Origin of the sequence: Blautia sp. Marseille-P3201T (genome assembly GCF_900120295.1) — a bacterium.
Lineage (GTDB): Bacteria > Bacillota > Clostridia > Lachnospirales > Lachnospiraceae > Blautia.
The window spans coordinates 635,371-661,140 of sequence record NZ_LT635470.1; the positions used below are offsets into that span (position 1 = coordinate 635,371).

The following is a 25,770-nucleotide window of genomic DNA, read 5'->3' on the forward strand; positions in this document are numbered from 1 at the left end:
GCTTCTATTACTTATAGTAATCAAAATCAAAACCATACATTCGAACAGTGTCGCCCTCTTCAATGCCTGCCTTTTCAAGGTCATCTAAAATTCCGCTTTCTTTTAAGAACTTCTGGAAGAATAAAAATCCTTTTTCTGAATCCAGATTTGTATAGCCAAGCATTTTTTCAATCTTAGGACCTTCAATAATAAATACATGCTCATCTTCTTCATCACGAGAAACTGTATATGGTAAATTTTCTGTAATCAATACATCTTCCGGGAAGAATTCCTGTTCAAAAATAATTGGTTCTTTATCAATCGTATCTAACAGCTGTTTGACATAATACAAAAGTTCTTTTAAGCCTTTTCCACTTACAGCAGATATTGCAAAAACTTTCATACCCTGAGGTTCAAATTCATCACGGATTTTCTGTACCGGATCTTCATCGCCTTCATATACAGCATCAATTTTGTTTGCCGCAATTACCTGAGGACGTTTCATAAGCTCAGGATCATAAGCTTCTAATTCTTTATTAATTTTATATATATCATCAATGGGATCTCTTCCTTCTGTAGATGCTGCATCTACCAAATGAATTAATACCCTTGTTCTTTCAATATGTCGTAAAAACTGATGTCCTAATCCCACTCCTTCTGAAGCGCCTTCAATCAGACCTGGGATATCCGCAATAACAAAGCCATTGCAGCCTTCTAAATCTACAACACCCAAATGTGGATTTAAGGTTGTAAAATGGTAATTTGCAATCTGCGGTCTGGCATTACTTACTCTGGAAAGTAACGTGGATTTTCCTACATTTGGAAATCCAATTAATCCTACGTCAGCAATTACTTTAAGTTCCAGCTGTACCTCCAGCTCCTGTGCAGGCTGTCCCGGCTGCGCATACTTCGGCACCTGCATAGTTGCTGTTGCATAATGCTGGTTTCCTTTTCCTCCGCGTCCGCCTCTTAATACGACCTGTCTTGTATTTGTTCCGGACATATCTGCAATTACTTTTCCGCTTTCCGCTTCTTTAATAACTGTACCTTCCGGTACTTTTAATACAATATCTTTTCCGTTTGCACCATGACATCTTTTTTTACCGCCCTCTTCACCATTACCTGCAGCATATTTACTTTTATGACGATAATCAGTCAGTGCATTCATGCCTTTATCTACTTCAAATATAACGTCTCCGCCCTTTCCGCCGTCACCGCCGTCAGGACCGCCATTTGGCACATAAAGCTCTCTGCGGAAGCTTACATGTCCATCGCCGCCTTTTCCGGAGCGGATATAAATTTTCGCTCTGTCTGCAAACATATTTACCTCTTTCTTTATTGAAAAAAAGTGGCTTCAAACCCATTAAAGATTTGAAGCCGCCCTTGTTATCGTGAATTACTCTTCAGTAGCTACTGGAACAACAGAAACCTGTTTTTTATCTCTGCCTTTTCTTTCGAAACGTACAACACCATCTACTAATGCGAATAATGTGTCGTCACCACCTCTACCTACATTTACGCCTGGATGAATTTTTGTTCCACGCTGTCTGTAAAGGATATTTCCAGCTTTTACAAACTGTCCGTCAGCTCTTTTAGCACCAAGTCTTTTAGACTCAGAATCACGTCCGTTCTTTGTAGAACCAACACCTTTTTTATGAGCGAATAACTGAAGGTTCATTTTTAACATGTCTTTACACCTCCTCGAATATTACATCGATATATTCCATGTATTCTTCTTCTATCCCCTGCAAACCGAGGATAAGCGAATTCAACAACAATTCTGTCTCACTGGAGTAGCCTGCATCTATTTTAAAATACAATTCTCCCAAATCTTCATTTACTTCTACAGTAAAAGTATCTTCGGTAAACTGCTCAATAGAATTTACTGCATTCTGTGCAAGCACAGACGCCGCTGCACACACAATGTCACTGCCGCTTTCGGCATAACCTGCATGTCCCTGCATGGCAAATCCTGAAATTTTCTGTTCTGAATTCTGATAAATCGTCACTCTAATCATATTGATTAAGCATTGATTTTTTCAATTTTAACTTTAGTAAACTGCTGTCTATGACCGTTTTTCTTGTGGTATCCGGTTTTTCTCTTATATTTGTAAACGATAACTTTTTTTGCTTTACCGTTTTCAACTACAGATGCAGTTACACTTGCATTAGCTACGTCTTCGCCAACTTTTAAACCATCGTTGCTTACAGCAAGTACCTGGTCAAATGTAACAGTTTCACCAGCTTCTGCTCCAAGCTTTTCTACTCTGATAACATCGCCTTCGGCTACTTTGTACTGTTTACCACCTGTTGCAATAATTGCGTACATATGGCACCTCCTATTATCATTACTCGCCAAATATGGTGACTTGTTTCCAAGTGCTTATACCTCTTTGTGCGGCATACGCTAATATAATACCAGCTATTTTCCCATTCGTCAATAATTATTTTAATTTTTTTCTATATATATACCGAAAAAAAAGAATTTGTATCAAAAAACAGTCCATATATGAAAATCATCATACCTAAAATAATAGGCAGCACCGTCAGGACAATCAGACTAATTAACACGCTATTGGATTTTATATACCGTTGTTCTTTGCCCTGTTCACCTTTTCGAAGCAGATAATCTGCCGTATAAAAGCCAAAAGGTACTATACATGCCATCGCCAGATAAACACCTAAAAAAGCAACCGGAATTCCCTGCTGTACAAGTATTTCTGATGCTGCTTCTGTCTGTGGAGCATTACCGGAAAGGCCTAACAAAAATGAGGGCAAAAAATTATTGGTAAAATGAAAGAGCGCCGGATAAAACATATTTTCTGTTTCCAGCATAATATAGGTCAAAACCCCTCCCAAAACCGCTGTTGGAAGAAATCTCCATACACTTCCATGAAAAAGACCAAATATAATACCCATCAGCAGTGACAAAAACCATTTATTCTTCCATTTGCTTTGGAAACTTTTTAAAATAAATCCTCTGTGGAGCGCCTCCTCACAGACAGCCGGCATAACGCTGCTAATAAAAACTGATAAAATAAATGGTACACTATAAATGACTTCATTTAACCCTTCGCTGACAGCAAACATTTCCTCCTGAAAAAAATATGCCATAGACATCGTCACAGGGATCATAAGAGCATAAGAACTTACCCACATTAACAATACCCCAAATGTCTTTCTCCATTTAGGCTTTTTCAATGGAAAAATTTCTTTTACAGGTATTTTTAACAGTTTTACCGCAAATATACTTAGAAAAAGAAGATACAGTTCTGTCAGAGCCAGTCCATACATTCCCCACTTCATCTGCGCCCACGCAATAATTGTATAAAAGGACAGCATTACAATTCCAAAAAGCACTATTCCATGCCATGGTTTTAGTTTCCTTCTATTATCTGTGTCAGAATTCCAGTTTTTCTCCATCTAAAACCGCCTCTCTTAATTCATCATCCTGATATACCAGTTTCAAAGAAAAGAAGGGGCTCCCTTCCTGCAGCAGACGGAAAAAGATTTTGTCCCCTTCCCAAAGCTTCAGTGAAAAAATATCTTTTTTATTCACCCACTCTAAGTTTCCTTCTGAACACGAAATCAATTCTCCTTCGTATCCATTTGCCGTATAAAGACACATATATTCTGTATCAGGTTCTTTTCCCTGAGAAGAAAAAGTAAAAGTAATAATTCCCCGAAATTCATAGGAAGTTAAAGTTAATCCCGTTTCTTCCTTTACTTCACGTAAAAGGCAATCCTCGGGACTTTCTCCTTTTTCAAAATGTCCGCCAACACCAATCCATTTATCTTTGTTAATGTCGTTCTTTTTCAATACTCTGTGAAGCATGAGATATTTCTCATCTTTTTCAATATAACATAGAGTTGTTAATTTTGACTTTGTTTCCACAGACGCCTCCTGTTCTTCACAAAAGCTCTTTTAATTCTTCTGCGAGAGATTTCCTCACTTTTTTCCTTGTAACTTCTACAATATTCAATCCTGTCATATCCACCACGGTCCCTTTTATAGGATCCTGCCACAAATACCTTTGAAGTACCTGCATAAGTTCTTCTTTATCTTCGTCTCTCTCCATATTGATAAAATCTATCAATATAATTCCCGACAAATTTCGAAGTCTTAACTGCCATGCAATTTCCTTTGCCGCTTCCAGATTAATTTTGCGAAAAGTTTCCTGCATATCTTTTTTTGATGTAAATTTTCCGGTGTTTACATCAATACACACAAAAGCTTCTGTTTGCTGTATTACCAGAAACCCGCCCGATTTCAGCCACACTCTTTCATTTTGAGCCTGTTCAAATGCTTTTTCCAAATTATACAGTTTATATAAAGGCAGCAGCTTATCCTCATAGTAACGCACAATTTCTTCCTGCTGCTTATAAACTTGCAAATATTTTACTGTATTCTCATATAATTCTTGTTTGTCTGTTACAATTTCCTCTAAGTCCTGGCTATATAAATTTTGTAAAATCTGTGCGTATTCCGGCATACTTTTTTCTAACAGAGAAAAACAAACTCTGCTTTTCCCTTTTTTCAGAACTTCTTCATAGCGTCCCATAAGTTCTTCCAACTCATGCAAAATTTCTTCTTCCTGTGCATCCCTGCAGTTGGTTCTGACAATGATACCTACATTTTCCGGTATTTTGTCTTTGAGAATTTCACGGATTTTTTTCTTTTCTTCCTTTTTCAGCTTACCGGAAAATCCTAGTTCTTTTCTTTCAGAAGTTAATACCAGATAGCGTCCTGTAAAGTTCAAATTACTGGTTACATAAGGAAGTTTACTTTTTATTCCTTCTCGTGACACCTGAACAATGACTTCATCACCAATTTTCAGCACATTATTCTTTTTCACATTAACAAAATAGGGAGAAGCTTTTTCTGCCATAGAATAATAGCACATAATCCCATCTGCAATTTCAATAAAGGCTGCCTGAATATTTTTCTGGATATTTTTTACTTTCCCTATATAAATATTCCCCAAGATACTATCTGAGTTCAAACTCATAGGATTAAGCTGACAAATACGCCCTTCCTTCTCTAAAGCAGCCACTAATATGGGAGTACTCCGGTAATTCATTTCTGTCAATATCAGTTTACTCAATTTCTTCACCTAAATCTTCCAGTGAAATGAGGTTTCTGCACTCCTCTGTTCCCTTATCCGCATAAACTTCCGCTCTGTGAATTGTAAATCTGAAACTGTCAAATTCCTGTTCACAAAAGGCAAAAAATGCCTCCATTACCAATTCTGGTTTTGTGTTTTTGACACTTCCGGCTGCAAGTTTCAGGAAAATCCGATCTCCCTCCAGATGCATATCGTAGATATATGGTCTGATATCTACTTCTTTTTCATTTTTTTTAGTTTTCTTGACAATAAGAATTTCAGACCGTTCAATAAAAGCATTGATCTTATCTTTCCAGCCTGCTTCAGGCTCCATTCCTTCTCGAAATTCCACATAATAGTCAGCAGCAGCTACTAAGGCCATAGCCGTATTGGCTTTTCCATCAGGAATTTTCCGAAAGCTTTTTACTTCCATCCCTTCTACCATCACCTCATTCAGTCTTTTTACTGCTTCTCTACTTGAAATTGGTGTGTTAATTTCCATATCAAAATACTCTGCTGTGCTGGTCACACCAACTCCCAGCGGAGCTGCAAAAGACATAATCATGTGAGGGCTAAATCCTTCTGAATATGCCACATCAATTCCAGCTCTTTTAATTGCTTTTTGGAAGTACCGCATAATATCCAAATGTCCGATAAATTTCATTGCTCCTTCTTTGGCAAATTTCACTCTAACCTTCAACGCAAATTCCTCCTTTATATTTTCCCGCACCACAACCGGAACACTGCATTTTACAGTTTGGCGTTACAACTTCCTGCTGTGCCTTTTTCCATTCATTTTCCAGGAATTTTCTGGTAACTCCTATAGAAATAAAATCCCATGGGAAAATTTCGTCTAAAGGACGTTCTCTTAACGTATAAAATTCCGGATCAATTCCTGCTTCCTGGAATGCTTCCATCCAAAGATCGTAACGGAAATATTCTGACCATGCATCAAAAATAGCGCCTTTTCTATAAGTTGCTTCTAATACATCTGCAACTTTTCTGTCTCCTCTTGCCAGAATACCTTCCAGTACAGTTACATCTGCCTCATGATAATTGTATTTAATACTCTTTTGATTTAATTGCGCCTTAATTTCTTCTTTTACAATCTTTGCCTTATCCAGATAATCTTCTTTACGGAACATACTTGCCCACTGGAACGGAGTAAATGGTTTTGGAACAAAGAAAGATGTGCTGACTACAATCTGACATTTTCCATGTCTCTGATCTTTTGGAATTTCATAATATCTCTTAGCAATTGCCTCTGCTAAATGTGCAATTCCCTTCATATCTTCCTCTGTTTCTGTAGGCAGTCCCAGCATAAAGTAAAGTTTCACTCTTGTCCAACCGCCATCAAAAGCTTTTCCGGCGCCTTCTAAAATAACTTCTTCCGTAAGTCCTTTATTAATTACATCTCGCAATCTCTGAGAACCTGCCTCCGGAGCAAAAGTCAGACTGCTCTTCTTAATATCCTGTACTTTACTCATAACATCCAGAGAAAAAGCATCAATACGCAGAGACGGTAAAGAAATATTTACTTTTCTCTGAGAACATTCTTCAATTAAATAATCAATCAGCTCCGGAAGCTTGGAATAATCGCTGGAACTTAATGAACTTAATGAAATTTCTTCATGACCGGTACTCTCCAGCATCGCCTTCGCTGTTTCCTTTAACACCTCTACATCTTTTTCTCTTGTAGGACGATACAACATACCTGCCTGGCAAAAACGACATCCACGGATACAGCCTCTCTGAATTTCCAAAGTAACCCTATCTTGTGTTGCCTTAATAAAAGGAACCACTGGCTTTGTAGGATAATAAGTATTTGTTATATCCATAACAACCTGTTTTTCTATCTTTTCTTTTGCATGGGGATTATTCGGTTTAAAGGAAGCAATGGTTCCGTCTTCATGATATTCTACATCATAAAAAGCCGGTACATAAATTCCAGGTATTTCCGCTGCTCTTTCTAAAAATTCTTTTTTACTTTTTCCAGCTTTTTTATATGCTTTATATTCGTCTAAAAGATCATTAAAAACAGTTTCTCCCTCTCCTATATAAAACATATCAAAGAATGGTGCTAACGGTTCCGGATTATAAGAGCATGGTCCTCCTCCCATTACCAGTGGATATTCTTCACCCCTGTCTTTGGCACGTAAAGGCATCTGTGCCAAATCTAAAATTTGAAGTACATTTGTGTAGCACATTTCGTATTGAAGTGTAATACCCAGAAAATCAAAATCTTTGATTTTATCCTGTGACTCCAATGCAAATAACGGAATTTTCTTTTCCCTCATAATGGCATCTAAATCCGGCCATGGTGAGTACACTCGTTCACACCAAGTATCTTCTCTTTTGTTGAACATGTCGTAGAGGATTTGAATTCCTAGATGAGACATTCCTATAGAATAAACATCCGGAAATGCCATACAAAATCGAATATCTACTTCATCTTTATTTTTCATAACCGAGTTAACTTCATTCCCTATGTAAGAAGCCGGTTTTTCTATTTTTAATAATATTTCATCACTTAAAGCTAATTTTCTCATGATTTTCCTTTCTCATTGCGGTTATTCAATCCATAGTATTATAAACATTTTAGAAGAGAAGTTCAAGAGTGGAGAAAAAATATCAAGAAAAAGAAAGCATGAAAGCAAGATCCTCTCAAATCTCCACTCTCATGCTTCATTATCAGGAATAACTCTGCCCGTTTTGTTTTTTTCTCCCTTGTCCTACTTCTGATCCAATCGCGCCTACAACAATAATTACTGCTCCAATTATCTGCAATACTGTAAGATGTTCGTGGAATATAAAAAATCCCACCATTGTCCCTACAACAACCTCGAGCGCAGACAGAATACTTGTCGTTGTCGCCTCAACATATTGAGTAGATTTAACACATGCTACATTTGCCACCATTGTGCAGAGAATACCAATTCCAAATAAATCCCATAGGAGATTTGATGTCGGCGCTGCTGCAAAATGTCTTGTAACTGTATTAAAGTCTATACCAAATAACAATACTACTGCTGCTCCAAGGAAACCATAGACCAACAGTGTATCTCTGTCATAGTCTTTTGCAAAAAATTTTGGCAGCAGGATTTGCAGCGCAACACCAATACCATTGATTATTCCTGCAAGAATTCCAATCGTATCAAGTTTAATATCTCCTCCGCCAATAAGATTTGCTACAAGAACAGCTCCAATCAAACAGACAAAAATTGTAATAATCTTGCTCTTTTCCATTTTTTCCCTAAACATAAACCTGCCAAGAATTGCAACCCATATAGGACTCATAAACATCAACACAGTTGCAACACCAACAGGAATTCTTGACACTGCCACACTGTAACTGACAAAACTGATACTGTAGGCAACTGCCCCATACACAATACAAATTATAAGCCCTTTCAGGTTAATCTTCAAAGCTGTCGGTTTTGTCAAGAGAAGAAACAGAAAATAAGCTGCCCCTGCAAGCGCACAGCGAAAAAAAGAGATTTCAATATTGGAAAACTGGTATTTTGAAAGGTCGCGTACGAAAATCCCCATAATTCCCCACATAACTGCAGTAATCACTGCCAATATAATTCCTCTGCTGCGCTTATTCATGACTTGTCTCTCCTTCACTTATATTCCTGTAGACTACTTCATTTTCCTTCAAGGTCATAAGCACTTGGATATGAGCAAGTTCTTCTGCCTCCGTTTTCAGAGGGTTTTTATCAAGAATAACAAAATCCGCCTTTTTCCCCACAGTAATGGTTCCCTTTTCTGCCTCCTCGTGGTACTGGTAAGCAGCATAACTGGTAATTGCCTTTAGTGCCTCAAGCACCGGAATTCTCTGATTTACTCCAATCGCCTGACCGGTTCTTGATATACGGTTTACTGCACTGGAAACTGTCCTCATCATATCTGGCGGAACAACCGGTGTATCCTGATGGAAGGTAAACTTCATTCCATACTCAAGAGCATCTTTCACAGGAGATATCTGACTTCCTCTGTCCTGTCCAAAATTTTTCATATGGATATCACCCCAGTAATATGTGTGAGCAACAAAAAAGCTGGGAATTATTCCAATTTTTTTCATTCGCTCTAATTGGTCCTTTCTGACAAGCTGTGCATGTACCATGACTGCACGATTGCTGTCTTTCTCCTCTCTTGCTTGTAACTCCTTCTCAAACTGTGTGATATATTGCTCTGCCGCCGCATCCCCGTTACAATGTGCAAGAAGCTGCTGCTTCTTATCAAGTGAAAGTGCAATATAGGCTCTTAATTTCTCATCACTGTGAATTGGATAACCACAATACGTCTCTTCCCCTTCATAAGGTGTTGTCATCCACGCTGTTTTCCCCTGTGGAGAACCATCAAGAAACACTTTAAATCCACCTATTTTAAAATGATTTTTATACTGCCCGTCATATTCCGGCTCTGCTTCAGGCAGGTCTGATGCGGTCATTACATCCACATATCCGACCACATCCAATTTCAAAAGTCCCGCACTTGATGCATATTTCAACAGCTGGAACAATGGCTTTCCCACCATTCCATCCTGCACAGTGGTCACCCCATAGCTTGCATACATTTTCTGCGCTTCCCCAATCAGTCCCATCAGTTCTTCCATAGATGTCATGGGAAGTTTTGCCTGAAATTCTATAAATGCCTTCTCTTCCATATAACCGTCCGGTTCTTTCGTTCCTTCAACCCTTCCATAACGACCTCCCGGACAATCTTCTGTCTCCTCTGTAATTCCCTGAATTTCAAGTCCTCGACTGTTTGTCACGCCCATATGGGAAGACGCATGAATTAAAAGAACCGGATTTTCACTGCTGATTTTATCCAGCACAGTCTTATCCGGATGCTTTCCTTCGGCAAGAAAATTCTGGTCATAATTACATCCGATAATCCAAGCATCTTCCGACAGATTTCTCTTCTTCTTAAAATTCTTCATAATTTCTATAATTTCTTCAAAATCCTTACAAAGAGACAAATCGCACTGTGTCATCGCATTGGCTGCACCAACAAAATGAGAATGTGCATCAATAAATCCCGGCATCATCACCCTGCTTCTCAGATCAATTACTTCATCTGCATCTTCTTTCAGTTTCATCACATCCTCAGTAGTTCCAACTGCCTTAATCCGCCCATTCTCTACACACACTGCTTCTGCATACAGCGCATTATCTTCCATTGTCAAAATCGTTCCATTTATATAAAAACTCTTCATAAATTCTCCCTTTTCTTCTTATCTCTTCCATTTCTTATCTACTACCATACAATAAAAAAGAAAAAGAGACACTACCGCAAACACGACACACTGTATACTTTTCTATCAAATTCAGACATTATGTTTATGCACTTTTCTATATTCACCGGGAAGGACTCCGAATTCCTCTTTAAACATTTCATAAAAATGACTGGAATTCCGAAATCCCACCTGCTGCATTACTGCAGATACACTCATATCTGTTTCTTCCAACAATATTTTTACCTTCTTCAGCATTACCTTCTGACAGTATCGGGTAATCGTAAGTCCTGTAAATTTTTTAATGACTCTGTTCAGGTAATCTCCACTATAATTCAATTCTTTTGCCAATTGCTGTCTGGAGTATTTTCCCGGATTTTGCTCGATTAAAAATTTAATACGTTCAAACAGCTGTTCCTCTACTGTGGAGTCAAAAGTTACATGCCGTATTGTGTAGAATTCCTGTTCCTGCAGGATTCCGAATAAACGTTCCACCAAACCATTAAAAATATGCAAATATCCGGGAGCTTTTTCTAATAATTCTCTTGTCATACGTTCAAAAATTTCATAAGTCTGACTGACTCCGGTATCCCCGTCTTTTGAAGAAATATAAAGATAGTCCTTTTTATAAAATGCTTTTTCGTCCATACTGGACATTAAAAACCGATAAATACTGCCGCTTCTTCTTTTGGAAGTTTCCAGCATCTCTCGAATATATTCCTTTGAAAGGCACAAATACACCACAAAAAAATCCCTGCCGGAAATTTCTCTGTGCTTTGTGTTACGATTAATAAAACAGCCCTCTCCCTTTCTATACACATAGGTGCTGCTCTCAATCTGCTGTTCCACTGCACCTTCCAAAACATACATCAATTCATAATAATCATGCTGATGAATTTTAATTCCCCACTCTTCCGGAAATACCATTTTTCCGTCTATACTGGTTCCCTCTACCTGTTGCTGGGTGGTAAATTTCTTTCCATCACTAATTCCCCCAAAACTAATATTCTTCTTTTTTTCATACTGTCCTCCAGACATCACATTAATGGCAAATGGTACCTTTAAGTATCTCATATGATCTGTCCGAAGTATTTCCTGCTGTCCTTCTTTCTCATCTCTGGATGTAATTTTAATCTCATCATCCAGCGCATACCATGGGAATATAAACATATTTTCCTGTTCTCCCTCCTATATTTCTGCTACTTATCTTCCCTCATTATCCTATAATTATCAGAAAATAGCAAGGGAAACGCAATTTTCCTAAAATAATAAAAGATAACAGACATACTATCTGTTACCCTTTTATTATCAGCCTCTATTTTTTCTTCAATATCCGAAAAACTATAAAAGAATTTTCTTTCCGCCTTCTACAACTTCTCCATTCACTACATAATATGCAGCGTTTTCTTCTGGTTTTATATAAATCTGAATTTCTGTAATATCGCTTTCTTTTTTGCCGGTTTCTTCTGTCCAGGCTTTTTTCACTGCTGCTCTGACTTCATTTATATCATATTCCTGACCTGCATACTGTACAAATACGGTTTCTGTCACTTCTTTTTTTACTGTGCTTTTTTTCGCAGCTGTTTTCTTTGTTGTTTTTGTTGTTGCTTTTGTTGCCTTTTCTGTTACTTTTTCTGTCTTCGCCGGAGTAGTCTTTGTTGTTGCTTCTGTTACACTTTTTGTAGTTGTTCTTTTCATAAGTGTTATCCTCCTTTTTCCTCTGTCTTATCATGACGCCTTTTATCATATACCTTTTTTGAAAATATTTCAATATCTGATTATTCGTCTAACATTTCCAAAGACAAATCGTTAAGCTTGCATAAGGTATTGACTACTGCAAAGATAATCACTGCTCCCAGCTTGGCAGTGGTATTGTCCTGGTCAAAGCGTGGGGAAATCTCACATATATCAAATCCACGAATTTTACGCGTTCTTAAAATATGTTTAATAATAGGAAGAACCACCTCCGGATCTAATCCTAAAGCCTGCGTAGCACTTACCCCCGGTGCAAAAGCAGAAGAAAATACATCTGTACAAATCGTAATATATGCAGAATTACATTTATACAAAAACGTATCTACCTTTTCTAAGATGGTAGAGAAATTAGAATTTTGTATTTCTTTAGCCAGAATATAATTTGTTCCCAATGCTTTTGCATATTTAAACAAACTCACAGTATTACTGTGTTCCTGAATACCCAGAGGCAAATAGCGGTATTCAGCATTTTCTTTTTTATAAATATCAGCAATCTGGCGGAACATAGAGCCGGAAGATGGCCCATTATCATAAGGTCTTAAATCAAAATGTGCGTCAAAATTAATAATTCCCATATCCAGAGTATGATTTTCCTTCTTTAAATCTGCCATTTGTCCCTGAAAATGTCCGAAAGTGGTTTCATGTCCACCTCCCAGTACAATTGGAAACAAATTCATTTGCAAAAGCTTCTCCACTGCCAGACCTAAAAGTCTTTGTCCTTCTTCCATAGAAATTTCATCGCAAAGAATATTCCCCGCATCATAAAACTTCACTTCCTGCGAAAAAGTACAAGGAAGATTTGACATCTGACCTCTGATAAAATCCGGTGCCAGAGCAGTTCCTACTCGTCCCTTATTTCGCTTAACCCCCTGCTCACTGCAAAAACCAATAAAGGCAAACGCTAACTTACTTTCCGGTACTTCTTCCTGCTGATTTAAATCCAAAGGCTTTACCCATTGATGCCATCGAAACGCATCATAATCTGTGGTGCTGTCTACGCGTCCTTTCCAATACTCCATAGCGCTTATATAGTTTGTTAATAACATCTCTTTCCCCTTCCTTCTTCATTTCTACTGCAGTTCCTCCAGCATCTGCAGAACTGTTTTTTTAGAAACAGGATGGCGCAGATTTGGTGCAATTTCGCTCAAAGGTTTTAAGACAAAATCACGCAGATGCATTTCAATATGAGGAATAATCAAATCATCTGTTTCCATTACTACATCATCATATAATAAAATATCTAAATCTAAAGTACGTGGTCCCCAGCGTACAATCCGCTCTCTGTGGGCTTCTTTTTCTATCTCATGGAGCACATCTAAAAGCTCTTCCGGAGAAAGCAGTGTTTTTATCTGGGCACAGGCATTTAAAAAGTCATCCTGTTCTACTCCGCCATAAGGCTCTGTTACCAGATATTTCGATACCTTTTCCACCTGACAGCCTTTTACCTTATTTAAGGCTTCCATTGCTCCGTCCAAATATGCTTTTTTATCTCCCATATTAGAGCCCATACCCAAATATGCCCTGTGCCAAAATCTGCTGATTTTTACAGAGGCATACTTTAACGGAAGACCGATTGGCGCCCACGGTTTCTTTAATTCCAAGGTGACGCCTGCCAGCAGCGGATATTCAAATAACAATGCTTCTACCAGATTTTCTGCTGCTGCCTCAATCAATTTATAGGTATTTTCCTGCATAAAATTTGTAATAAAATGACTTACAGAGCCATAATCAATGGAACATTCCAGTTCATCTGTTGTTCCTGCTTTTCTGGTATTTGTATATAAAATTACAGACACAATAAAACGCTGTCCTAATTTTGTTTCTTCCGGAAATACCCCATGTCTGGCATAAATTTCCAAATCTTCTATATGAATTTCATCATATTTCATCATGCTTTACACTCCCTTAAAATAGCCTGTGTCATTCGGATTGCCCGTAAGTTTTCTTTTACATCATGTACACGCACAAAGGCCGCACCTTTTTCAACCCCCATAACCGTCGTAACCATGGTTCCTTCTACACGTTCATCAGAAGGCAGATCTAAGGTCAGTCCAATTACAGATTTTCTGGAAGTAGCAAGCAAAACAGGATATCCGATTTCTTTCAATTTTTCCAGTTGATGAATGGCGATTAAATTCTGCTCATAAGTTTTACCAAATCCTACACCGGGATCTAAAATAATATGTTCATCAGGAATATTTGCTGCCTTTGCAATGGCTACGGACTCTCTTAAATCCTCACACATTTCTTCCATAAAATCACCATAATCTGTATTATCCCGATTATGCATCAGACAGCATGGAACCTGATACTGTGCAATTAACTGGGCAACTTTTTTATCATATTTTAATCCCCAGATATCATTTACCATATCAGCTCCTGCCTTTAATGCAGCTTCCACAACCTGGCTTTTGTAGCTGTCAATGGATACCGGAATATCAAAATTTTTCTTTATCATTTCAATAACAGGGACAACACGTTCTATTTCTTCCTGTATAGTAATCTGCACATGTCCGGGACGGGTAGACTCACCTCCCACGTCAATAATACCTGCGCCTTCTTCAATCATATCTGCAACATGCTGTTTTGCTTTTTCCAGATTATTCCATCTTCCCCCATCTGAAAAAGAGTCCGGTGTTACATTTAAAATCCCCATAATATTACAGTCATTTTCTACATCAAAAAAACGATTTCCGATTTTCATCATTTCTTTCTACCTCTTTACTTTTATATTTTTAATTTATTATTTTTCTTCTCTGCTGACCAGTTACATTCTGAAAAAGCCGGACAAAATTTACACATCCTGGACTGTTTATCTGCCCGGTAAATCAATCCTGCAAGGTTCTGTTCCCGTCTTGTTTCTACACTTCTGTGAGCTGTAATAGCTGAAACAATCTCCCTTTTTTCCTCTTGGTTAAACCCACAGTCCTTTAGTATTTTTTCTGCCAGTTCTGCCCCTGCTTCCTCATGAGATATCCCCTCAGAATACTGTAAAAATCTCCCTATATCATGAAGGAATGCTGCCGCATAAATCATTTCCTTTGAAATACCACAGTTTTCTTCCAGATTTTCTATGTATGCAATTCTCGCCACATCCAGTAAATGCTCAATCCCATGTTTACAGAAGATCCTGTCCTTTTCTGCTTCTTTTAACTGTGCAATATGCAATTTCCATAAAGGATGGTCTGAAATTCCATTAACACGTTCCATATTATCTTGACTCCAGCATTCTGTAAAATTGATTTTGGAGCTTTTCGTCTTCATTAAACACACCTCTCGTAACAACTGTCACTGTCTTTGCCCCCGGCTTTTTAATTCCACGCATTGTCATACACATATGCTCTGCTTCAATTAGAACCATGACTCCATAAGGTTTTAATTCTTCCATAAATACATCTGCAATCTGCGCTGTCAAACGTTCCTGAAGCTGAAAACGCTTTGCAAAAACTTCTAATGTTCTGGCAATTTTACTCAGTCCTACTACTTCTCCGTTGGGAATATAAGCAACCGCTGCTTTCCCATAAAAAGGAAGCATGTGATGCTCACAGAAAGAATAAAAAGGAATGTCTTTTTCCATTACCATATCATTATTATCTACATGAAATCTCTTTTTTAAATGCTCTGCTGCGTCATCTGTATAGCCTGCTGCCAGCTCTTCGTACATTCTGGCAATGCGGTCCGGTGTCTCTAAGAGTCCTTCTCGGTGAATATCCTCTCCGATACCTTCTAAAATTAATCTTACGCCTTCTTCAATTTTTTTCTTATCCATTTCTTCTTCCTCCATCCTGTATTGCCTTGGCTGCTATACCAAGAAAAGATAAGGAACCAAAAATAACCAGCACATCCTCGGCTCCCATATAGCTTAAATTCTTCTCAATCGCTGCTTCTATGCTCTCACCTGTCTCAACAGAAGCATTCACCTTTTCCACATGTTTTCTCAAATCCTCTGCCGGCAAAGCACGGGGATTATCCGGCGTTTCCACAGTAATAATGTGTTCTGCAAGGGGTGCTGTAATTTCAATAATTTTTTTATAATCTTTATCCTGAAAAACTCCAAAAACATAATACAGCTTTTTTCCTTTGAAATATAATTCCAAAGATTTTCTTAAAGCTTCTGCTGCCTGCGGATTGTGAGCACCATCTAAAATAATCAGTGGATTTTGAGACATTACGGTAAACCTTCCCGTCCATTTTGTCTCTTTCATTCCTGCATATACTGCTTCATCCAGTAAAGAAAAACCAGCTTTACGAAGCTGATTAACGGCTTCTAAAGCCAATGCTCCGTTTTCTATCTGAAATTCTCCTGCCAGAGAAATCTCTATATTTTTCCATTCTTTATAGGAAAAACTCTGTTGGATGTATCCATAATGTACATCTTTAATTTCTTCTCTCTCTACTTCACAAAATTGGCATTCTTTCTCTTTACAGACCCTCTGAAGCACCTCTTTTGCTTCTTCTTTCTGAACAGCTGTCACCATTGTTGTATGAGGTTTAATAATACCTGCTTTCTGAGCAGCAATTTCTTTTAATGTTTTTCCTAATATATCTGTATGATCCATACTGATTGGCGCAATAACTTCCAGTTGTGTTGTCTCAATAATGTTTGTGGCATCTAAAGCGCCTCCCAGTCCTGTTTCCAGAACTACAATATCACAATTTTTTTCCTTAAAATATAAAAAAGCCAGGGCTGTTTCAATTTCAAAAGCAGTAGGAACTCCTGCTTTCTTTTCCTTCATATCAGCTACCGCATCTGCAATAGCTGTTACATGTCGCGCCAAAGCTTCTTTTTCAATAATTTCTTCATTCACCTGAATTCTCTCTCGATAAGAAAACAGTGTAGGAGAAATATATCGCCCTGTCCGATACCCTGCTTTACGCAAGATTGTGGACAGATACGCCAGCACCGTTCCCTTGCCATTTGTTCCGGAAATGTGAATAAATTTCAAACTTTCCTGGGGATTATCAAGTCTGTCTAACAGTGCTTTCATATTCTCCAAGCCAAGTACACTTCCGTATTTGGAGGTTTCATCCAAATATACTCTTGCTTCTTCGTAATTCATGTCTGCTCCTATCTGAGATATTCTCTTTTTTACGACTCATTATAGACCTCTTTTACAGTAATCTCAACATTTTTTTCAATTTTATAGTCTTTTTAAGCGTAAAAAAAATAGACAGTTGGAAAAAACCATGCTACAATAAGAAAAATAAAAATATCAGGTGTGCCCAATTTATGGAAGACTGCCAAAAAAGGTTCTGAAAATGAGCCTCTTTTGGCAGTCTTTTTTTTGTTTCATAGGAAATTACACCATACACAGGAGGAAACCATGTATTTAATGATTGATAATTATGATTCTTTTGTCTACAATCTGGCTTGTTATCTGGAAGAATGTGGAGAAAAGGTCTTGTTAATACGAAATGATAAAATTACTATACCGGAAATAGAAGAACTGTTATCCAGCAGGTGTTTGGAAGGTTTGATTTTATCTCCCGGTCCCAAAAGTCCCAAAGACTGTGGAAACTGTAAAGAAATTCTGGAAAAAACCGCAGGAAAAATCCCCATTTTAGGAGTTTGTCTTGGACACCAGATTATCGGTCATGTGTTTGGTGCATCCATACAAAAAGGAGCAAAACCCATGCACGGAAAAGTTACACAAATACGAAATAATCAGACAGGACTTTTTGAAGGTCTTCCGAAAACATACCCGGTAACCAGATACCACTCTCTTGTTGTTTCTGACCATGCTTTTCCGGATTGTCTGAAAATTGATGCTCTTTCCGAAGACGGCGTTATTATGGCGCTTCATCACAAATCATTTCCTATTTATGGAGTACAGTTTCATCCCGAAGCAGTTCTTACAGAATATGGTCATGAACTGTTAAAAAATTTTACAAAAATATGTAAGAAATGGAGAGAAAACAATGGTTACGAAAGTTAAAAAACTGGATTTTTACAAAAGAGCAGAAGATATTTTTGAAAAATATAAAGATGAAAGTATGGCAATTTTTTTAGACTCTTCTTTAGAAAATGCTATGGGACAATACTCCATTATCGGTCTAAAACCCTATCTTATTTTAAAGGAATGTGATGGTGTTTTTTACGAAAATGATGTGCCTCAGGAAATAACCTTCGAAGAAGGTATGCGGAAATATTTAAAAAAACAGGAAGAAAAAAATCCCACAAACCTTCCTCTTATTGCCGGTGCACTGGGTTATTTTTCTTATGATTACGGACGAAAATTCGAACAGATTTCCAGCCGTCACCCCAAAAAACTTTCTGTTCCTGATGCATTATTTGTCTTCTATGACCTTCTGATTATTGATGACAAAGTTGAAAAATCTCTATACATCACCGCACGGGGAGAAACAAAAAATCAGGATACGGCAATTGCAGATTTAGAACAGGAAATGAAAGAATGTCTCTCTTATAAAAGACCTGAAAAGCAATTCTCTCTTGCCAAATTCACACCAAATTTCACAAAAGAAGATTACAAAAATGCCATTGACAAAATGATTTCTTATATTATAGAAGGTGATATTTACATCGCAAATATGACGCAGCAGCTCACCATAGAAAGTAAAAAATCTCCTTATGACGTATACCGTTATCTGCGTACCCATAACCCTTCACCCTTTGGAGGATTTTTCCAATGTGATACGTTTCAAGTGGTATGTGCCTCACCGGAACGCTTTTTAAAAGTAAAAGACCGATACATTGAAACACGCCCGATTAAAGGTACCAGAAAACGCGGGGAAACTCCCGAGGAAGATCGGCTATTAAAGGAAGAACTGAAAAACTCCTCCAAAGACCGCAGTGAGCTTTTAATGATTGTGGATTTGGAAAGAAATGACTTAAACCATGTCTGTGAAGCAGGAAGTGTAAAAGTAACCGAACATTTTGCAGTAGAAACTTATTCCACTGTTTTTCATTTAGTTACTACCATCATCGGAAAATTAAAAGAGGAACTTCATTCCTTTGATTTAATCGAAGCTGCTTTTCCTGGAGGGTCAATTACAGGGGCACCTAAGATACGGGCCATGGAAATTATTGATGAATTAGAGCATGACCGGCGTAATCTGTATACCGGTTCTATGGGGTACTTCTCCTTTGACGGAAATTGCGATTTTAATATTATCATCCGCACAGCTGTTCATCAGGATAATCAATATCATCTGGGCGTTGGCGGAGGAATTACCTGTGAGTCAGATTTAGAATTTGAATACGAAGAAACACTGCAAAAAGCAAAAGCTCTTTTAGAAGCTTTATGGGAGGAAAAATAATGTTTATACCGGATGAAGGGTATTATTTTGGATTAGGCGCTTTTGAAACCATTGCTGTTGAAAATGGTTTTCCTCAATTTTTACCCCAGCATTATAAGAGGCTTCTTTCAGCGCTGAAATTTTTAAATCTAAGTGTTGATTTTTCTGAGATAGAAAAAAAAGTAAACGTGACCCTTTCTCAAAAAGAAATGCAAAAAGGAAGAAAAGTATTAAAAATTACAGTTTCTGAAGAAAATATTTTCGTAACCACACGATTAAATACTTATCAAAAAGAAGATTATGAAAAAGGATTTTCCACTGCCATTTCCAATGTAAGAAGAAATGAAACCTCTCCTTTTACTTATCATAAAACTTTAAATTATGGGGATTGTATTATGGAAAAACGGCATGCAAAAGAAATGGGCATTCAGGAACCTGTCTTCCTGAATACAAAAGGAGAAATTGCAGAAGGCGCTACTACCAATATCTTTTTTATAAAAGATAATCAGATAATAGCCCCTCCTCTATCTTGTGGAATGCTCCCCGGTATTATACGGGAATACCTTTATTCGACCTATCCTATAAAGGAACAAATCATTCTGCCTGAAGATATGGGAGAATTTGATGAAATGTTTCTCACCAACTCTCTTCTGGGCATTATGCCTGTTTGTAAGCTTGGAAGTTATACTTTTCCCAGTATGAACACCGGAAGAAAATTGTTACAGGAGTTATATAATTCCCAGCGCAGCCTTTGCTAAACGGTCCACTGCCTCGTTTAACTCGACTCCACTGTGGCCTTTTACTTTATGAAAAACCACCTGCACATTTTGCAGGGTATCATAAAAAGCTTTATAACGAATGGTTCCCGGCTTATTTCGTTTCCATTCTCCCGTTGCCCAGGACTCAATTCCCTGGTAATCATAATAGAGATGCAGTTTGGAAATGTGGTTTTTTTCACAATATTCCATGACAGCCATTGCGCCCTCCAGCTCCCCTGCCACATTTCTCATACTGACATCTTCTGTATGGAAAAAAGCTTTGCTCATTTCTTTTCTCTGTCCCTGATAAAGAAGGATGCAGCCATAGGAATATGCCTTTTGTGCTGCATCAAAACTTCCGTCCACATAGGCAATACAGGCATCTGCATCTGTCTCCGATGGATTATCTTCTTTAGAAGTATTCCCCAAATATGCTTCCGCTTCTGCTTTTGTGGCAAAGCTTTTAAACTGTGCTCCGGAATAACCGTCAACATTTGCCTTGCATTCAGCCCATGTGGCGAAAATTCCTGTTTTCTTTCCTTTTTTTACTGCATATACTTTTTTTGCCATAAATTCTCCAAATCCTTCTAAGGTCTGAAACCTTCAAATATAAAATGATCAAAATATTTTTCTGCCGCCTTTAACTGCTCCTTACTCTTGATGGTCCAGGCATAAGCAGGACATCGAAAAAGGTTTCTGCATATCCACAGAGAAATCCCTTTTCTTCCTTTCCAGTCATAAGCAATAAAATCCGGTTTTGTCAAAAAATTCAACAACAAATGCCGCATAATATAATATTGAGGATGATGCCAGCCTTCTTCTTTCTGATAATTCATAGAAAGCTGCCCTCTGCAAATCCAAGGTCTGTTTTTCTTATACCACAACAAAACCTGTGGATGAAAAGACTCAATACAGTATTCCCCTTCATAATTCTGCAAAATTTCATCCGCTTTTTCACAAATTTTACTTCCGTCTTTATATTTTAATTCAACAATCAAAGGTACTTTTCCATCTACCAGCTTTAACACATCCGTGAACAGCGGAATTCTTTCCTTTGAAAAAAATACAGGATACTGACAAAGCTCCTCATAAGTACATTCATCCACCTCTTTGTCAATCCCACAATTTCTCCGCAGATGGAAGTCATGAGTAACTACTACCTGTCCGTCTTTTGTAAGCTGCACATCCAGTTCAATGCCATATCCTGCTTTTACTGCTCTTTCAAAAGCTGCCATGGTATTTTCCGGAGCATTGCCTGCATTATAATGCAAACCTCTGTGAGCATAATAAACCTTTTTCACCTGCTTTGGCCTTTGAAACATCCTCGGCATTACAAGCCCTAAATAAGAAACACCGGTAATTGCTGCTGCTGTTTTCATCTTCATACCTTAATCCTCCACATCAAAATGTTCCCATACCTTTTTCTTTCCCTGTGGCTTACTGTCACCATACTTCACCATGCACATGGTAATCATTGCCAAAACTGTAAAAATACAGGCATAGGGGAATAATATACGATAAGAAATATGCTGCATTAAAAATCCGGAAAAAATCGGTGTAAAAATCTGTGCTGCCATAGAAAAAGTATAATATACTCCTGTATATTTTCCTACATCTCCTAAAGAACAAATTTCCACTACCATAGGCAGAGAATTTACACTGATAGACGCCCAGCCAATACCGATTAACACAAATCCAATATTAATCGCCGGATGATATACCGGAAAAAATGCAGCTGACAGATAACTGATAAGTAAAAGTACCAATCCTCCCTGAATACACTTTTTTCTACCGAACTTTTCAGAAATAATCCCAATTGGAATATAGCTGCAAATTGCCGCAACTGTAGCAACCATTAAACAATCTGCAAATCCGCCGCCTTCCAGTCCCCATACCTTTACGGCATATCTGGAAAAGGCTGTGGTAACTGCATTATATGCTGCAAACCAGAAGAAAATAGAAAGTAAAATCATATAAAGACTCTTCTTCACCGGTTTCGGCAGTTCTTTTGTATTTTCAGCTATTGTTTCTCCTGCAAGCTCCTCTTCCTGGATTTCCTCCTTTTCAATTTCAGCTGCAATTTTCTTTTCCTTCACAGTAAGAACCAGTAGGATTACAGCGGCTGCCATAAGAAATGCAACTCCTGCAAAAACTGCAGTATAATCCGGTCTTTTTCCTCCCTTTACTAAAAACCGAATAAGAAGGAGTGTATAGACGCCACCAACAGCGCCCATTAAATTAATAACTGCATTTGCCTTACTTCGCAATGGCTTCGGTGTTAAATCCGGCATAAGCGCCACTGCGGGAGAACGGTAAAATCCCATAGCTACAAGTAAAACCGCCAGACATGCCACGAACATGATAAAATTCTGATTTTTATCTGCAAAAGGCAGCAGCATTAAAAATAAAACCGCAACTCCTGTCCCTGCAATTATAAAAGGCGTTCTTTTACCAAGCCGAGTATTTGCCTTATCTGACAAAGTTCCAAAGAATGGAAGCAGAAAAACTGCTAAAATATTGTCTGCTGCCATAATGGCTCCCGTAAAAGTTTCATTTAAATGAAACGTGTTTTGCAAAATTAATGGAATAACATTATCATACATCTGCCAAAATGCACAGATGGACAAAAATGCAAGCCCAATAAAAAAAGTTCTTCTGTAATTCAGTTTTTCCATTCTCTTCCTCCTCAAGTCAGGCTCAGCCTGTTTATAAAATCATTTTATCACAAACAGAAATAATACTCAAACAAAACAGGAGTCGTTACATGAAACAACTCACGTTTCATATAATGACTCCTGTCCTATTTTACTGTGAAATTAAAAATTAAATTCTGGCTACACCTGTTTTTCTGGCTGCTTCTGCTACTGCTTTTGCTACTGCCGGTGCTACACGTTCATCAAATGGATTTGGAATAATGTAATCCGGATTTAATTTATCTTCTTCGATTAAGTTTGCAATGGCATAAGCTGCTGCAACTTTCATTTCATCATTAATATCTTTTGCACGAACATCTAATGCTCCACGGAAAATTCCCGGGAATGCTAAAACGTTATTAATCTGATTCGGGAAATCACTTCTGCCTGTACCTACTACTGCTGCTCCTGCATTTTTTGCTAATTCCGGCATAATTTCAGGAGTTGGGTTTGCCATTGGGAAAAGAATTGGTTTTTCAGCCATGTTCTTCACCATTTCTTCTGTAACTGTACCAGGTGCGGAAACACCGATAAATACGTCTGCACCTTTTAATACTTCTTCTAAAGTACCTTTTTCCATGTTCTTATTACAGATTTCAGCCATTTCCATCTTTTCTGCATTTAAGTTTTCTCTTCCTTTATAGATGGCTCCCTGGCGGTCACACATTACTACATTTTTCAGTCCCAGACTTACTAAAAGTTTAATAATTGCAATACCTGCTGCACCTGCTCCGGAAGTAACTACCTTGATATCTTCCAGATTTTTTCCTACTAATTTTAAAGCATTGATTAAAGCTGCTGCTGTTACAACTGCTGTTCCGTGCTGGTCATCATGGAAAATCGGAATATCACAGCATTCTTTTAATTTTCTTTCGATTTCAAAGCATCTTGGAGCAGAAATATCTTCTAAGTTTACTCCGCCAAAGCTTCCTGCTAATAAGCTGACTGTTTTTACAATATCATCTACATCTTTAGAGCGTACACATAATGGAAACGCATCTACGTCTGCGAATGTTTTAAATAATGCACATTTTCCTTCCATTACCGGCATACCTGCTTCCGGTCCGATATCGCCCAGACCAAGAACAGCAGTTCCATCTGTCACTACAGCTACCATGTTTCCACGGCGTGTATATTTATAAGACAAATCTACATCTTCTGAAATTTTCAGACATGGCTCAGCAACTCCCGGTGTATAAGCAACTGCTAATTCTTCCGGTGTCTGGATTTTTGCTCTGCTGATAACCTCAATTTTTCCTTTCCAGTCTTCATGCTGTTTTAATGCAAATTCTTTTTTGTCCATTGTCATAATCTCCTTTTTCTACTGTTCTTTTACCTGTGCCCAGAAATCTTTTAAAATTGCTACAGATTTATTCATAGCCGCCTGTTCTTCCTCATTCATTGGTATTCTCAGGCATGTTTCAATACCTTCCCAGCCAAGACGACATGGCAGAGAAACTGCAACTCCTGCCCATTCACCAAAGCTTTCGTCTAAAACACATGCAGCCGGAAGGATTGCACTGTCATCTTTCATAATCGCCTCTACAATGTTAGAAACAGACATTGCAATTCCATAAAATGTGGCACCTTTTAATCCAATAACTTCTGCGCCGCCATTCTTAGTATGTTCTGCAATTTCCTTTTTGTCAAGTGTCACTCCAACCTGTTTTGCATAATCTTCCAATGGAAAACCGCCTACCATAGCAGAACTCCATACTGCAACCTGACTGTCTCCATGTTCACCTACAATGTACGCCTGAATGTCTTCTACATTTACATGAAGTTTTGTACTTATATTATAACGAAATCTTGCTGTATCTAAGGAAGTACCTGTACCAATTACACGATTTGCAGGAAGTCCTGATGTTTCCTGAACCGCTTTTGTAATAATATCTGCCGGGTTGGAAACAACCAGAAGAAGTGGATTTTCTGCATATTTCATAATGTTTTCTGTGATACTGCGAACAATGGATACATTAGTCTTTGCAAGTTCAAGACGAGTCTGTCCCGGTTTTCTTGCAATTCCCGCTGTGATAATAATCATCTGTGCATCCTTACATTCTTCATAACCGCCCTGTCTTACCCAGACCTGCTTATGAAAGCTGGTACCATGTGCAATATCAATGGCAGCTCCTTTGGCTCTGTCTTCATTTACGTCAATTAAAACAATGTCATTTGCCTGTTTTCTCACCATCAATGTATAAGCAATTGCTTCCCCAACATTTCCGGCACCAATAACTACAATCTTATCTCTGTGTGTGTTTTTCATTTTACGTATCACTCCTGTTGTTTTTCGTAGTATAGAAATATCACTTTAAATCAGCAAGGAAATTCGTTAAAAATTTCACTTTTCCTCTGAATTTTACCACAATCATTATTTCCTGTCAACGATTTTGTATTAAGAAAAAAACAAAAAAATTACCCCATGAAACCAGAATTTCATGAGATAATTTTATCTTTCCTGCAAGTCTCTTTGTATTCCTTCTAAAAACGGAACCAGAATGTTTCCTGTTTTTTTCAAAAACCACCGGGGTTCAAGCTCTGTGTATTTAAAATGTTTTAAACCACCGTTTCTGCCTCTTTCCCAAAATCTTAGCACCTGAGTAAAAGGCATATAATAAATTTCATCTCTGTGAGAAAAGTACAAAATTAAAAATGCAATCCCCTGCTGTTTTTCAAAATCTTTCATAAACTCTACCTGATGGGCATGAATATTCTGCAAAGGGAAATTATCACTATTACACTCTTTTGCATCAAAACACACAGGAATTCCCTGCACAGCTCCTATATAATCTACGGTACTTTTCTGATCAAAGTACGCCAATGTAATGTGTCTGCTATGCTGGTCAATGCGTACCGGCGTAATAGGAGTCGGCACTTTTTGAATAAGCGCCAGCCCCTTTTCCCGATACTGCTCACAGGTTCGATTAATAAATTCCTCCAAAGTAGAACCACGAAGTCCTCTGGAATTCCAAGTTGCCATA

Annotated in this window: 28 protein-coding genes; 3 read left to right on the top strand and 25 right to left on the bottom strand. The window is 37.9% G+C overall.

Annotated features, from left to right (window positions below):
• Positions 1 to 7: 7 nt before the first annotated feature.
• The 19 genes from obgE to BQ7352_RS11525 all read right to left on the bottom strand — a co-directional run bounded on the left by obgE (position 8) and on the right by BQ7352_RS11525 (position 17,138).
• Positions 8 to 1,300: a GTPase ObgE gene (gene obgE / locus BQ7352_RS11435; RefSeq protein WP_072449349.1), complete on the bottom strand. Its 1,293-nt coding sequence runs from the start codon at positions 1,298 to 1,300 to the stop codon at positions 8 to 10.
• 75 nt (positions 1,301 to 1,375) lie between these two features.
• Positions 1,376 to 1,666 (bottom strand): 50S ribosomal protein L27, encoded by a 291-nt coding sequence (rpmA, locus tag BQ7352_RS11440; RefSeq protein WP_072449350.1) that lies wholly within the window; start codon positions 1,664 to 1,666, stop codon positions 1,376 to 1,378.
• A 4-nt stretch (positions 1,667 to 1,670) separates the two neighbouring features.
• Positions 1,671 to 1,997, bottom strand: a complete 327-nt coding sequence (locus tag BQ7352_RS11445; RefSeq protein WP_072449351.1) for a ribosomal-processing cysteine protease Prp — start codon at positions 1,995 to 1,997, stop codon at positions 1,671 to 1,673.
• 5 nt (positions 1,998 to 2,002) lie between these two features.
• Positions 2,003 to 2,308, bottom strand: coding sequence for a 50S ribosomal protein L21 (gene rplU / locus BQ7352_RS11450; RefSeq protein WP_072449352.1), 306 nt, complete (start codon positions 2,306 to 2,308; stop codon positions 2,003 to 2,005).
• Positions 2,309 to 2,439: 131 nt separating this feature from the next.
• Positions 2,440 to 3,402 carry a CPBP family intramembrane glutamic endopeptidase gene (locus BQ7352_RS11455; RefSeq protein ID WP_072449353.1) on the bottom strand — a complete coding sequence of 321 codons (963 nt, stop codon included), beginning with the start codon at positions 3,400 to 3,402 and terminating at the stop codon, positions 2,440 to 2,442.
• Positions 3,380 to 3,874 carry an NUDIX hydrolase gene (locus BQ7352_RS11460; protein WP_072449354.1) on the bottom strand — a complete coding sequence of 165 codons (495 nt, stop codon included), beginning with the start codon at positions 3,872 to 3,874 and terminating at the stop codon, positions 3,380 to 3,382. Before BQ7352_RS11460 ends, BQ7352_RS11455 begins: the two co-directional genes overlap by 23 nt.
• A gap of 16 nt (positions 3,875 to 3,890) precedes the next feature.
• Positions 3,891 to 5,093 (bottom strand): ribonuclease E/G, encoded by a 1,203-nt coding sequence (locus tag BQ7352_RS11465; protein ID WP_072449355.1) that lies wholly within the window; start codon positions 5,091 to 5,093, stop codon positions 3,891 to 3,893.
• The gene (locus tag BQ7352_RS11470) at positions 5,077 to 5,784 is read right to left on the bottom strand and encodes a TIGR03936 family radical SAM-associated protein (RefSeq protein ID WP_072449356.1); all 708 of its coding nucleotides are present in this window, start codon (positions 5,782 to 5,784) and stop codon (positions 5,077 to 5,079) included. The genes BQ7352_RS11465 and BQ7352_RS11470 overlap by 17 nt, the downstream gene beginning before the upstream one ends.
• A complete protein-coding gene (locus BQ7352_RS11475; RefSeq protein WP_072449357.1) occupies positions 5,774 to 7,633 on the bottom strand; it encodes a TIGR03960 family B12-binding radical SAM protein in 1,860 nt (619 codons plus the stop codon). The genes BQ7352_RS11470 and BQ7352_RS11475 overlap by 11 nt, the downstream gene beginning before the upstream one ends.
• A 142-nt stretch (positions 7,634 to 7,775) precedes the next feature.
• Entirely contained in the window at positions 7,776 to 8,693 is a 918-nt protein-coding gene (locus BQ7352_RS11480; RefSeq protein WP_072449358.1) for a DMT family transporter, read from the bottom strand.
• Positions 8,686 to 10,305, bottom strand: coding sequence for an amidohydrolase (locus BQ7352_RS11485; protein ID WP_072449359.1), 1,620 nt, complete (start codon positions 10,303 to 10,305; stop codon positions 8,686 to 8,688). Before BQ7352_RS11485 ends, BQ7352_RS11480 begins: the two co-directional genes overlap by 8 nt.
• A 111-nt stretch (positions 10,306 to 10,416) precedes the next feature.
• Positions 10,417 to 11,493 (bottom strand): AraC family transcriptional regulator, encoded by a 1,077-nt coding sequence (locus BQ7352_RS11490; protein ID WP_072449360.1) that lies wholly within the window; start codon positions 11,491 to 11,493, stop codon positions 10,417 to 10,419.
• A gap of 171 nt (positions 11,494 to 11,664) precedes the next feature.
• Positions 11,665 to 12,021: a DUF6465 family protein gene (locus BQ7352_RS11495; protein ID WP_072449361.1), complete on the bottom strand. Its 357-nt coding sequence runs from the start codon at positions 12,019 to 12,021 to the stop codon at positions 11,665 to 11,667.
• An 80-nt stretch (positions 12,022 to 12,101) separates the two neighbouring features.
• A complete protein-coding gene (gene hutG / locus BQ7352_RS11500) occupies positions 12,102 to 13,124 on the bottom strand; it encodes a formimidoylglutamase (RefSeq protein ID WP_072449362.1) in 1,023 nt (340 codons plus the stop codon).
• A 24-nt stretch (positions 13,125 to 13,148) separates the two neighbouring features.
• Entirely contained in the window at positions 13,149 to 13,970 is an 822-nt protein-coding gene (gene folK / locus BQ7352_RS11505; protein ID WP_072449363.1) for a 2-amino-4-hydroxy-6-hydroxymethyldihydropteridine diphosphokinase, read from the bottom strand.
• Positions 13,967 to 14,782 carry a dihydropteroate synthase gene (gene folP, locus BQ7352_RS11510; RefSeq protein ID WP_200791393.1) on the bottom strand — a complete coding sequence of 272 codons (816 nt, stop codon included), beginning with the start codon at positions 14,780 to 14,782 and terminating at the stop codon, positions 13,967 to 13,969. Before folP ends, folK begins: the two co-directional genes overlap by 4 nt.
• 23 nt (positions 14,783 to 14,805) lie before the next feature.
• Positions 14,806 to 15,288 carry an HD domain-containing protein gene (locus tag BQ7352_RS11515; protein ID WP_072449365.1) on the bottom strand — a complete coding sequence of 161 codons (483 nt, stop codon included), beginning with the start codon at positions 15,286 to 15,288 and terminating at the stop codon, positions 14,806 to 14,808.
• 1 nt (position 15,289) lies between these two features.
• Entirely contained in the window at positions 15,290 to 15,847 is a 558-nt protein-coding gene (folE, locus tag BQ7352_RS11520) for a GTP cyclohydrolase I FolE (protein WP_207647156.1), read from the bottom strand.
• Complete coding sequence (locus BQ7352_RS11525) at positions 15,840 to 17,138, bottom strand: bifunctional folylpolyglutamate synthase/dihydrofolate synthase (protein ID WP_072449367.1); 1,299 nt, start codon at positions 17,136 to 17,138, stop codon at positions 15,840 to 15,842. The genes folE and BQ7352_RS11525 overlap by 8 nt, the downstream gene beginning before the upstream one ends.
• Positions 17,139 to 17,402: 264 nt before the next feature.
• Between BQ7352_RS11525 and BQ7352_RS11530 the strand changes: the two genes are divergently transcribed.
• The 3 genes from BQ7352_RS11530 to BQ7352_RS11540 are packed head-to-tail and all read left to right on the top strand — an operon-like array spanning position 17,403 to position 20,093.
• On the top strand, positions 17,403 to 18,014 hold the full coding sequence (locus BQ7352_RS11530; protein WP_072449368.1) for an anthranilate synthase component II: 612 nt from the start codon (positions 17,403 to 17,405) through the stop codon (positions 18,012 to 18,014).
• Complete coding sequence (gene pabB, locus BQ7352_RS11535) at positions 17,998 to 19,356, top strand: aminodeoxychorismate synthase component I (protein WP_072449369.1); 1,359 nt, start codon at positions 17,998 to 18,000, stop codon at positions 19,354 to 19,356. The genes BQ7352_RS11530 and pabB overlap by 17 nt, the downstream gene beginning before the upstream one ends.
• Positions 19,356 to 20,093, top strand: coding sequence for an aminotransferase class IV (locus BQ7352_RS11540; RefSeq protein ID WP_072449370.1), 738 nt, complete (start codon positions 19,356 to 19,358; stop codon positions 20,091 to 20,093). Before pabB ends, BQ7352_RS11540 begins: the two co-directional genes overlap by 1 nt.
• Here BQ7352_RS11540 and BQ7352_RS11545 read toward each other — a convergent pair.
• From BQ7352_RS11545 to BQ7352_RS11570, 6 genes are all read right to left on the bottom strand, one after another.
• Positions 20,064 to 20,663 carry a ribonuclease H1 domain-containing protein gene (locus tag BQ7352_RS11545; protein ID WP_072449371.1) on the bottom strand — a complete coding sequence of 200 codons (600 nt, stop codon included), beginning with the start codon at positions 20,661 to 20,663 and terminating at the stop codon, positions 20,064 to 20,066. The two genes, BQ7352_RS11540 and BQ7352_RS11545, sit on opposite strands and share 30 nt — an antisense overlap.
• A gap of 17 nt (positions 20,664 to 20,680) precedes the next feature.
• Positions 20,681 to 21,478 (bottom strand): glycerophosphodiester phosphodiesterase family protein, encoded by a 798-nt coding sequence (locus BQ7352_RS11550; RefSeq protein ID WP_072449372.1) that lies wholly within the window; start codon positions 21,476 to 21,478, stop codon positions 20,681 to 20,683.
• A gap of 3 nt (positions 21,479 to 21,481) precedes the next feature.
• Positions 21,482 to 22,768 carry an MFS transporter gene (locus BQ7352_RS11555; RefSeq protein ID WP_072449373.1) on the bottom strand — a complete coding sequence of 429 codons (1,287 nt, stop codon included), beginning with the start codon at positions 22,766 to 22,768 and terminating at the stop codon, positions 21,482 to 21,484.
• 148 nt (positions 22,769 to 22,916) lie between these two features.
• Positions 22,917 to 24,089 (bottom strand): NAD(P)-dependent malic enzyme, encoded by a 1,173-nt coding sequence (locus tag BQ7352_RS11560; protein WP_072449374.1) that lies wholly within the window; start codon positions 24,087 to 24,089, stop codon positions 22,917 to 22,919.
• A gap of 18 nt (positions 24,090 to 24,107) precedes the next feature.
• On the bottom strand, positions 24,108 to 25,055 hold the full coding sequence (locus BQ7352_RS11565; protein WP_072449375.1) for an L-lactate dehydrogenase: 948 nt from the start codon (positions 25,053 to 25,055) through the stop codon (positions 24,108 to 24,110).
• A 183-nt stretch (positions 25,056 to 25,238) separates the two neighbouring features.
• The gene (locus tag BQ7352_RS11570; RefSeq protein ID WP_072449376.1) at positions 25,239 to 25,769 is read right to left on the bottom strand and encodes a Holliday junction resolvase RecU; all 531 of its coding nucleotides are present in this window, start codon (positions 25,767 to 25,769) and stop codon (positions 25,239 to 25,241) included.
• Position 25,770: the final 1 nt, after the last annotated feature.

Excerpts from the sequence above, each read along its gene's own strand:
- obgE (WP_072449349.1), bottom strand. The coding sequence starts at position 1,300 with ATGTTTGCAGACAGAGCGAAAATTTATATCCGCTCCGGAAAAGGCGGC.
- rpmA (WP_072449350.1), bottom strand. The coding sequence starts at position 1,666 with ATGTTAAAAATGAACCTTCAGTTATTCGCTCATAAAAAAGGTGTTGGT.
- BQ7352_RS11445 (WP_072449351.1), bottom strand. The coding sequence starts at position 1,997 with ATGATTAGAGTGACGATTTATCAGAATTCAGAACAGAAAATTTCAGGA.
- rplU (WP_072449352.1), bottom strand. The coding sequence starts at position 2,308 with ATGTACGCAATTATTGCAACAGGTGGTAAACAGTACAAAGTAGCCGAA.
- BQ7352_RS11455 (WP_072449353.1), bottom strand. The coding sequence starts at position 3,402 with ATGGAGAAAAACTGGAATTCTGACACAGATAATAGAAGGAAACTAAAA.
- BQ7352_RS11475 (WP_072449357.1), bottom strand. The coding sequence starts at position 7,633 with ATGAGAAAATTAGCTTTAAGTGATGAAATATTATTAAAAATAGAAAAA.
- BQ7352_RS11480 (WP_072449358.1), bottom strand. The coding sequence starts at position 8,693 with ATGAATAAGCGCAGCAGAGGAATTATATTGGCAGTGATTACTGCAGTT.
- BQ7352_RS11485 (WP_072449359.1), bottom strand. The coding sequence starts at position 10,305 with ATGAAGAGTTTTTATATAAATGGAACGATTTTGACAATGGAAGATAAT.
- BQ7352_RS11490 (WP_072449360.1), bottom strand. The coding sequence starts at position 11,493 with ATGTTTATATTCCCATGGTATGCGCTGGATGATGAGATTAAAATTACA.
- BQ7352_RS11495 (WP_072449361.1), bottom strand. The coding sequence starts at position 12,021 with ATGAAAAGAACAACTACAAAAAGTGTAACAGAAGCAACAACAAAGACT.
- hutG (WP_072449362.1), bottom strand. The coding sequence starts at position 13,124 with ATGTTATTAACAAACTATATAAGCGCTATGGAGTATTGGAAAGGACGC.
- folK (WP_072449363.1), bottom strand. The coding sequence starts at position 13,970 with ATGATGAAATATGATGAAATTCATATAGAAGATTTGGAAATTTATGCC.
- folP (WP_200791393.1), bottom strand. The coding sequence starts at position 14,782 with ATGAAAATCGGAAATCGTTTTTTTGATGTAGAAAATGACTGTAATATT.
- BQ7352_RS11515 (WP_072449365.1), bottom strand. The coding sequence starts at position 15,288 with ATGGAACGTGTTAATGGAATTTCAGACCATCCTTTATGGAAATTGCAT.
- folE (WP_207647156.1), bottom strand. The coding sequence starts at position 15,847 with ATGGATAAGAAAAAAATTGAAGAAGGCGTAAGATTAATTTTAGAAGGT.
- BQ7352_RS11525 (WP_072449367.1), bottom strand. The coding sequence starts at position 17,138 with ATGAATTACGAAGAAGCAAGAGTATATTTGGATGAAACCTCCAAATAC.
- BQ7352_RS11530 (WP_072449368.1), top strand. The coding sequence starts at position 17,403 with ATGTATTTAATGATTGATAATTATGATTCTTTTGTCTACAATCTGGCT.
- pabB (WP_072449369.1), top strand. The coding sequence starts at position 17,998 with ATGGTTACGAAAGTTAAAAAACTGGATTTTTACAAAAGAGCAGAAGAT.
- BQ7352_RS11540 (WP_072449370.1), top strand. The coding sequence starts at position 19,356 with ATGTTTATACCGGATGAAGGGTATTATTTTGGATTAGGCGCTTTTGAA.
- BQ7352_RS11545 (WP_072449371.1), bottom strand. The coding sequence starts at position 20,663 with ATGGCAAAAAAAGTATATGCAGTAAAAAAAGGAAAGAAAACAGGAATT.
- BQ7352_RS11550 (WP_072449372.1), bottom strand. The coding sequence starts at position 21,478 with ATGAAGATGAAAACAGCAGCAGCAATTACCGGTGTTTCTTATTTAGGG.
- BQ7352_RS11555 (WP_072449373.1), bottom strand. The coding sequence starts at position 22,768 with ATGGAAAAACTGAATTACAGAAGAACTTTTTTTATTGGGCTTGCATTT.
- BQ7352_RS11560 (WP_072449374.1), bottom strand. The coding sequence starts at position 24,089 with ATGGACAAAAAAGAATTTGCATTAAAACAGCATGAAGACTGGAAAGGA.
- BQ7352_RS11565 (WP_072449375.1), bottom strand. The coding sequence starts at position 25,055 with ATGAAAAACACACACAGAGATAAGATTGTAGTTATTGGTGCCGGAAAT.
- BQ7352_RS11570 (WP_072449376.1), bottom strand. The coding sequence starts at position 25,769 with ATGGCAACTTGGAATTCCAGAGGACTTCGTGGTTCTACTTTGGAGGAA.